This is a genomic window from Zavarzinella formosa DSM 19928 (genome assembly GCF_000255705.1).
GTDB classification, from domain to species: domain Bacteria; phylum Planctomycetota; class Planctomycetia; order Gemmatales; family Gemmataceae; genus Zavarzinella; species Zavarzinella formosa.
Map to the genome: position 1 here is coordinate 745,160 of NZ_JH636442.1, position 7,918 is coordinate 753,077.

Genomic DNA, 7,918 nt, shown 5'->3' on the forward strand with positions numbered 1-7,918 from the left:
ACGCCAGATAGCCTTTCTGACGACCGGCGGGTTTTGTGTTTTGCGACTGCCAGGGCGACAGTCACAGGACTGCCCGCCGGTCTTTTCACTTCTCCTCCCACCACCCCCTGCATTTTTCGCTTGCGCCTTTGTGCAACTTGCACTAGCGTCGGTCGCAAGAAAACCCCGACCGATGAAAGTGAGATCATGCAATTTTTGGGCAAGTCAACCGTGCCAATTCAAGGCTGGACCGAAGGTGTTCCGGTCGAGGAGAAGGCGCTCCAGCAACTTCGCAACGTCGCGTCGCTGCCGTTCATCCACAAACATGTCGCGGTCATGCCGGACGTTCACTGGGGCATGGGAGCCACGGTCGGCTCGGTCATTCCCACCGTCGGGGCGATCATCCCGGCGGCGGTGGGAGTGGACATTGGTTGCGGCATGATGGCGGTTCGCACCGGCATCCAGGCCGAAGACTTGCCGGACAATCTGCATGCGATCCGCTCCGACATCGAGGCGGCGATCCCTCATGGCCGCACGGACAACGGCGGCGCGAACGACCGGGGAGCGTGGGGAGCTCCCTCTCCTGACGCCGATTGGGTGTTCTCGACAAAGCTGATGGATCGACTTCAGGTCATCGTTGCCAAACATCCCGGCATTGCCAGGGCCGCCGAGAGAGCGCCCTTCCACATCGGAACCCTCGGCACGGGGAATCACTTCATCGAATTTTGCCTCGACGAGGCCGGGGCCGTTTGGGTCATGTTGCATTCAGGCAGCCGGGGAATCGGCAACAAGATCGGCACATACTTCATCGAGCGGGCAAAGGCCGAGATGCGGCGATGGTTCATCAACCTGCCGGACGCCGACCTGGCCTATATCCCCGAAGGGTCGGAACTGTTCGACGACTACGTGGAGGCATTGCATTGGGCGCAGGAGTTTGCCCAGGCCAATCGTGAGGTCATGATGCGAAGCGTGCTCGGTGTGTTGGAGAGGCATTTCCCCGGCAAGCTTGGCAATGTCGATGAGGTGGCGGTGAACTGCCATCACAACTACGTCGCAAAGGAAAACCATTACGGCAAAAATGTGTGGCTGACCCGCAAAGGGGCGGTGCGGGCCCGGAAGGGCGACATGGGCATCATTCCCGGCTCGATGGGCGCCAGAAGCTTCATTGTGAGGGGGAAGGGATGCGATGAATCGTTCCATAGCTGCTCGCATGGGGCGGGGCGTGTGATGAGCCGTGGCGAGGCAGTCAAGCGGATTAGCCTGGAAGATCACGCGAAGGCGACGGCAGGGGTTGAATGCCGTAAAGACGAGGGCGTTTTGGATGAAAGTCCTGCGGCCTACAAGCCGATCGACGCGGTGATGGCCGCCCAAAAAGATCTGGTCGAGATCGTCCATGAGTTGCGGCAGGTCATATGCGTCAAGGGATGACCCCGGTCGAACTTCGCAGTTGGCTGCGTGGCGTCTGTGACTCTTTGAACGACGACCATGGGACCGGCGGCCAGTCGGAACTGGCTCGACGGCTTGGCTGGGATGGCTCGACGGTTCGCCGGAAACTGGCGGGCAAAGTGAAAATCAGCCGTTCGGACGAATTGGCGATCCGGGCGGTAACAAAGGAGGATAGAAACGTGCAATGAAGCATTATGTCGGTGACAGGACGCCGGACGGCTGCGAAGTGATGGTTCTGGACATGAATCATGAGGGCGGCGGCTACCCGCTGGACCCCAGGTTTGACCTGAGACGGCATTCGCCCGATGGTTTTGAATTTGGTTTCTCCGGATCTGGCCCGTCGCAGTTATCGCTCGCCATCCTGGCCGATGTCCTCGGGGACGACAAGATGGCTGACAAGCTCCACATCGACTTCAAGAACAAGGTGATCTCCCGGCTGGACGGGAACACGTTTTCGCTCTCGGAAGAGGACGTTCGGCTGGCAGTCGCGGAATTGGCGGCTGGGAGGAAGCGGTGACCCGTTGGTTCTACACCGATCCCCTCGCGGCAGCGTGGATGGCGAAGCACTTCGGTATGGCATACGCGGTAGATGGGCTGGTTGATGGGGAATCAATCGCCGCACCTCGCCTATTCGCTAGCAAGCACATTTTTGAGGACAAAATCCATCTTCATGTTTCAGACGCAGTCGGACGAAGGTATTACATCCACCCCGACAGCCTGCACCTGCTGGAGCCGCATAAGCACGATCTAGTGGACTTCGTCTGGATTCACCCATGCGGCGAGTCCTTCCACGAAATGACGCTGCTTCATACTGGGTTTGAGTCGTTCTGCGAAGAATCCACATGCGATTATGATTCGCACCGCATCATCCAGCGCAACGGAAAAGCCTTTATTTGGCCCGAGGTCGAGCGATGAGGAGGTGGCTAAAATGGCTGAAAAAACCGCCGGAACACAAAGGGTCGATGGAGATTTCGCCGTTCTTAACCATATGCAACATTTCACACGGGCCGGAAGACCTGGCTGTCGCCGGTCAGATCACCACTCGCCTGGCTTGGTTTCAGACGCGGATGGTCGAACACGCCAACCGCCAGGACCATCCGCATTCCAGGGTCAAAAAATTGCAGTCCATCCGGGCGACATGGGATCTCGACGCGGATCGAGTCTCCATGACCGGCGCAGGAAGCCGGTGGTTTTTCTGGGCCGGAACTCGCACGGAATTTATGCATGACAGCTTGGGGGAAAGCCCGGCTTTCAATCCGTCGGCGTTTTTCCAAAACTTCCCAATCTGATTCGTTTTCACCGTCGGCTGTCGGAGTGTTTCGTGCGCGGGGGATTACCCGTCCCATGACGCCCACGCGCACGAAACGCGGAGACGGCTGACGGTCTGCCCCTCTCCCCCCACTTCACCAGAGGCAGGAGGAGGATTCGGGGGCTGTCGGGGGTGATTTATTGGGAATTCGCTTGGCGTTGACCTGACTGTACCTTAAGGTCTTTTCGACAGGGGAGCGGCATTTTTGGAGCCTAATGGGCGAGGTTCCGGAAGGACTCGTCAGTCATTCAAATTTAGAACTGGAAGGTTATAGTCCGATAATACTGCCGTCTGCATCACTTATTGCCTAAAAATAGTCGAGAATTCATTTCTGTTAGTGGCCGCCGTTCGGTAAGCTAAGCAAAATAGCCCCCTCCTAACTGCCCCAATGGTTAGCACGAATTTACGCGCCGCCGCACCCACTGCCATAGACCTGTTCTGCGGCGTTGGCGGTCTCTCGCTTGGTCTGTCACAAACTGGATTCAAGCTCACTGGCGCTGCTGACAGCGATCAAGGCGTGCTGGATATGCACGCGGTCAATTTCCCCGATGTACCCGTCGCCTGCCTCGATCTTTTCTCTGCAACCGCCAAAAGCATCCGACAAGTGTTGAAGCTTGGGAAAACCCAAATTGACTTGCTCGCTGGTGGCCCTCCATGCCAAGGGTTCTCGTCGGGCGGCGTGCAACATCCCAGAGACAATCGCAATAAAGGCGTCCCGGCGTTCGCTCGGTTGGTCACAGAACTTCGGCCTCGATACTTCCTGATGGAGAACGTTCGCGGACTGATGTTTGCGAAACACAAACCGAAACGCAAGCAGTTTGAAAGGACATTGCGAGATTCCGGTTACATTGTCATGCCATTCAAACTGTTGGACGCCTCAGATTTTGGGGTTCCTCAACGGAGAGTACGATCATTCGTGATGGGCTGTCTTGAAGGGCAACGAGTTCCGAACTATCCTGTGGCGGAGATTGGTCCGAAGGTCACAGTTGCCGACGCGATTCGTGATTTAAGTGAAATTGACCGGCATCTTGTCATTCACGAAGAGGATGCCTTCACCGGAGTTCTTGCGAGTCCATCCGAGTATGCCTCACGGATGCGACAGGCGGGCGGCACTGTTAAGATATTGACGGGGTGCTTGAAATCTGTCCACACGGAGACGGTTGTGAAGCGATTCAAAGACACACCACCCGGAGGCCAAGAACCCATCAGCCGCTTTTACCGGCTCAAATGGGACGGTGTGTCACCCACCATCAGGGCGGGAACCGGCCCGGAGCGGGGAAGCCATACAGCGCCGAGGCCCATTCACCCTGAGTGGCCGCGGTGCATAACTGTGCGCGAGGCAGCAAGACTGCATTCATTCCCTGACTGGTTTCAATTTCGCGGAACCAGGTGGCATGGGTTCAGGCAAATTGGAAATTCGGTGCCGCCATTGTTGGCCAAGGCTGTTGGGCAAGCCATTTACGAAGCATGCGTCAAGGGCGGGAGCAATCTATGACCAAGCCGATCGCCATTCGGGCAGACCCGACGAAACAATTCTTCGTCAGGATGCTCACTCGGGATATCGAATTGCTTGACGCAATTCTCGATCTGATTGACAACTGCATAGACGGTGTGATCAGAAGCGACAAAAGCAAAAAGAACACGAAGTCGTCGAAGCCATACGATGGGTTTTATGCCAAGATCACGGCCAACAACAAGAAATTTGTAATTGAGGATAATTGCGGAGGAATCCCTCAAAAAATCGCTGAAAATGTCGCCTTTCGAATGGGCCGTCCGTCTGACGAAGAACTTGTTGGTTCAGGGGTCAAAATTGAGAAGCAAGGAACAGTGGGGGTATACGGCATCGGCATGAAGCGAGCCATATTCAAGATGGGCGAGCATGCCGTCGTGGCAACAGAACACGGGGATACGGCGTTCAAAGTAGAAATCACACAAGAATGGATGAAGTCAAGCAGTTGGGATCTGGAAATGAACGAGGTTCCGGTTACTGGCACAAAGGGAACCCGGATTGAAGTCACAAAACTCCGCGAGGAAATTGCGAGAGATTTTTCACAAGATGCCAACTTTTTGGAAGACTTGTACAGAAATGCATCCGAGCTTTTTACGATCATAATCGAGAAGGGTTTTCTGATTCTGATCAATGGCGTGAAGGTTAACCCTGTCAGCCTGTCGTTGCTTGTTACGACAGGCGCAAACGGGTCAGCATCCGTCAGTCCCTACGTGTTCAAAGGGAAAATCGGACAGGTCAGCATTGAAATTGTCGTAGGTTTCTACCGAGAGCCATACAAGCTGCCGGAATCGGATGACATAGACGATCCAAGAAATGAAGTCCGACAGGCAGGATGGAGCGTGGTATGCAACGACAGGTTGGTCCTGTACGGCGACAAAACTCACATGACCGGATGGGGTCTAAAGCCAATTCCAAGGTTTCACAATCAGTATAACGCAATCGCCGGCACAGTAACATTGCGGAGCGATGACCCTGAACTATTGCCGCTGAATACAACCAAGCATAAAATCGAGGTCAATTTCGGGGTTTACTACAGAATTGTTGAGTGGATGAAAGACGGTGTGCGCCCATTTATTGATTTTACAAATGAGTGGAAGGGACGACTGCCTGACACTGCGCCTCAATTTAAGAACGCCAAACCGATGCCGGTGGCTGATATTCCTCAAAAACTTCTTGAGGAAAAGCATAAGAAAGTTCCTGCCGGGCGGTTGGGGGATTCGGGGGCTGAGGCGACGGAGAGATCGTCAAACTTGCCAGCACCTCCGAGGGACACGGGTTCGCAACAGATTCGTTTCACCAAATCCACTGCCGAGATCAGCGAGGTCGGGAGGGCAATTCTCGGCGATGAGTCGGCAAAACCGTCTGACGTTGGAGAGGAGTGTTTTAATCAGGTTCTGAGAGACATCCGCGCCAAGGCTAAGAAGAAAACATGAGCGGAAACACCGTCCCCTATCATCTTCGGGTCAACAAATTTGTAGACCGCCAGTTGTTCCTCGAATTGATAGAAAATGTAGCTCGATACCAGCCGATGGGAGATGTTGCGTACATTTCAATGGGCGGGGGGTATTTGGAAGATTTCCGGGTCTTGCACCAAGCGTTTGGCATTAGACGAATGCTGTCATTCGACATGGACGCTTGGATGATTGATCGGCAGGAAGTCAACAAACCCTACGGCTTTATTCGCTGCAAATGCGCAAAGAGCGAAGAAATAATTCGTGATTTTGACAACATTCGGCACGAGATGGTGGGAGACGACGGCAGACTTATCATCTGGCTTGACTACACTGAAGCCAGCATGCGTCATGATCAATTGTATGATCTGGAACAACTCACCAAGAAATTGAACCACGGCGATATATTCCGGATAACAATGAACGCATATCGCCCAAGCTTTGGGAACAAAGAAGGGTATCAACTTGCCCGAAGGGCTGAAGAAACTGATGCACTGACAATTACAGAATGGTGGAATAATCAGCTAGTTGACCAATTAAAAGATTATATGCCCGATGACCGCAAGGATGCGGAATTCATGAGCTCCGATGACGAGTTTGCAATCACTTTGGGGCGTGCCGCCAAGATTGCGGCTCAGAATGGCATGCGAACAAGAAATCCGCTGTTGATCGAGCCGTTGATGTCAATTGTTTATGCCGACAAACAGCAGATGATAACGATCACCGGCATCGTGCTCGGTGAATCACAGCGTGATCTTTTTCGTGAGCGATTTCGTTGGGGGGAATGGCCGTATGATCCTGGCCCACGCTGGGACAACTTTGTCCGACTCGGAGTGCCCCATCTCTCGGTGAAAGAGCGGCATCAGGTACATGATTTAATCGGTGCAAATGGGCAAGCCGACTTGAGTGGCGTCCATTTCAAGTTGAACGCTGACCCAGCTATGCATGAATCAATGCTTCAACAATATTTGAGGCATTATCGAAGATATCCGACATTTGCTCCTGTCGATAATATGTGATGATCATCCACGAGGCTGGAGCCTGTCGTTTTTATGAGGGATGAGTGTCAGCGAGTCAGTGCATTCAAAAGTTCCGTTTTAATCCCCCCATTCACATCTCTAACTTTCCACGTGGCACCTTCCCGTCCACGTATGCATTGATCGTGAGACCAGCTTCCCCGTATTGCCTCGGGGCCGCATTCGGGAAGACGGGGCACTGCAGGTCCGGGCAGATCGTGCAGCCTGACAATATCACAAGGAACACGACGAAACAGCCGATGGCAAGCCATCCGAGCGCTCGGTGGATGGCGCCGGAAACAGGCGACGACTCCGGGAGGTTCATCTCACTTCCCTCCGCATCCGGGCGTAGTCTTCGAGGACGGGGATCAGGATTGAGTCATCCGAAAGCCGCTTTTCCTCGGCTAGGATCTGCCGTTGCTCCTCCGGCGACCAATCTTTGACATGAAGAACGGGGCTCGGCGGACATGAGCATGCGGTCATCACCAGAAACACCGGCAGCCAGCGTGTCATAACTTTCCGTCTTCCAGCGTCTTTTCGAGTTCGCCTCGTGTCGTCGGGGTGTTCGCGATCTCCCGTGCCTTCACCTTCAATTGGTGCGAATGCCAAAAAGAGTCGGCCAGTTGAACGAATCCAACCAGCCGACAAGCGAGGGAGAGGAAAGAATAAAACGTCATGCGGCGGCGGGAGTCGTGACCGTTGCCTTGGCGTTTTGCAAAGCCAGTTCGATGAGGGCGCGGGCCTGTGATTCGATGAACGGCAGGCCTTTGGCAATCACTTCGGCCGTGAACGAAGCCAGCGCGGCCGCCATTTTGACTTCGCCGCCCCCCTCGGTGGCAAAACCAGCCGCCACGGCATTTTTGGCGGCGGTGATGAGAACCTGCTCCTCGTCCCCCTCCAGGGCGGTGATGAAGGGTTTGACGAAGTTCCAAACCGGGCCGGTGAAGAAGCCTTCGACTGCGTCGCGTATTTTGGTGAATGTGCTCATGTTGTGAATCCTTTCAGGTTGTGGTTTCGCACCGTACACCCGCACGATGCTTCAGGCAATTTGAAAATGATCTGCGTCGTACTGATGCGCCGGGAAGTCGCCGCCCCACTGCAACCCAAGTGATTTCCCGATGGCGACCGCCGCCTTCCATTGCGGCGTGCCGGGGTTCCAATTGCAGGTTCCGTCGTCGTTGATGATGGTGAAGTCGAACGCCTTGCT

Annotated in this window: 12 protein-coding genes; 8 read left to right on the forward strand and 4 right to left on the reverse strand. The window is 54.6% G+C overall.

What is annotated here, in order from left to right; genetic code table 11:
• Positions 1-186 precede the first annotated feature (186 nt).
• From BGIM_RS0124385 to BGIM_RS0124420, 8 genes are all read left to right on the forward strand, one after another.
• Entirely contained in the window at positions 187-1,407 is a 1,221-nt protein-coding gene (locus BGIM_RS0124385) for an RtcB family protein (RefSeq protein ID WP_020472340.1), read from the forward strand.
• Positions 1,392-1,613 (forward strand): hypothetical protein, encoded by a 222-nt coding sequence (locus BGIM_RS0124390; protein WP_020472341.1) that lies wholly within the window; start codon positions 1,392-1,394, stop codon positions 1,611-1,613. Before BGIM_RS0124385 ends, BGIM_RS0124390 begins: the two co-directional genes overlap by 16 nt.
• A complete protein-coding gene (locus BGIM_RS0124395; protein WP_020472342.1) occupies positions 1,610-1,942 on the forward strand; it encodes a DUF6166 domain-containing protein in 333 nt (110 codons plus the stop codon). Before BGIM_RS0124390 ends, BGIM_RS0124395 begins: the two co-directional genes overlap by 4 nt.
• Complete coding sequence (locus BGIM_RS0124400) at positions 1,939-2,340, forward strand: hypothetical protein (protein ID WP_020472343.1); 402 nt, start codon at positions 1,939-1,941, stop codon at positions 2,338-2,340. The genes BGIM_RS0124395 and BGIM_RS0124400 overlap by 4 nt, the downstream gene beginning before the upstream one ends.
• Positions 2,337-2,714, forward strand: coding sequence for a hypothetical protein (locus tag BGIM_RS0124405; RefSeq protein WP_020472344.1), 378 nt, complete (start codon positions 2,337-2,339; stop codon positions 2,712-2,714). Before BGIM_RS0124400 ends, BGIM_RS0124405 begins: the two co-directional genes overlap by 4 nt.
• A gap of 408 nt (positions 2,715-3,122) precedes the next feature.
• Positions 3,123-4,229, forward strand: coding sequence for a DNA cytosine methyltransferase (locus tag BGIM_RS52170; RefSeq protein WP_020472345.1), 1,107 nt, complete (start codon positions 3,123-3,125; stop codon positions 4,227-4,229).
• Positions 4,226-5,677: an ATP-binding protein gene (locus BGIM_RS0124415; RefSeq protein ID WP_020472346.1), complete on the forward strand. Its 1,452-nt coding sequence runs from the start codon at positions 4,226-4,228 to the stop codon at positions 5,675-5,677. The genes BGIM_RS52170 and BGIM_RS0124415 overlap by 4 nt, the downstream gene beginning before the upstream one ends.
• The gene (locus BGIM_RS0124420) at positions 5,674-6,714 is read left to right on the forward strand and encodes an O-methyltransferase (RefSeq protein WP_020472347.1); all 1,041 of its coding nucleotides are present in this window, start codon (positions 5,674-5,676) and stop codon (positions 6,712-6,714) included. The genes BGIM_RS0124415 and BGIM_RS0124420 overlap by 4 nt, the downstream gene beginning before the upstream one ends.
• 318 nt (positions 6,715-7,032) lie before the next feature.
• Here BGIM_RS0124420 and BGIM_RS0124430 read toward each other — a convergent pair whose 3' ends face one another.
• The 4 genes from BGIM_RS0124430 to BGIM_RS68360 form a co-directional block, all read right to left on the reverse strand.
• Positions 7,033-7,224, reverse strand: coding sequence for a hypothetical protein (locus tag BGIM_RS0124430; protein ID WP_020472349.1), 192 nt, complete (start codon positions 7,222-7,224; stop codon positions 7,033-7,035).
• Positions 7,221-7,388, reverse strand: coding sequence for a hypothetical protein (locus BGIM_RS65610; RefSeq protein WP_020472350.1), 168 nt, complete (start codon positions 7,386-7,388; stop codon positions 7,221-7,223). The genes BGIM_RS0124430 and BGIM_RS65610 overlap by 4 nt, the downstream gene beginning before the upstream one ends.
• The gene (locus BGIM_RS0124440; protein WP_020472351.1) at positions 7,385-7,699 is read right to left on the reverse strand and encodes a hypothetical protein; all 315 of its coding nucleotides are present in this window, start codon (positions 7,697-7,699) and stop codon (positions 7,385-7,387) included. Before BGIM_RS0124440 ends, BGIM_RS65610 begins: the two co-directional genes overlap by 4 nt.
• Positions 7,700-7,750: 51 nt before the next feature.
• Positions 7,751-7,918: M15 family metallopeptidase (locus BGIM_RS68360; RefSeq protein ID WP_193789012.1), on the reverse strand; the 168-nt coding region annotated here is incomplete at its 5' end.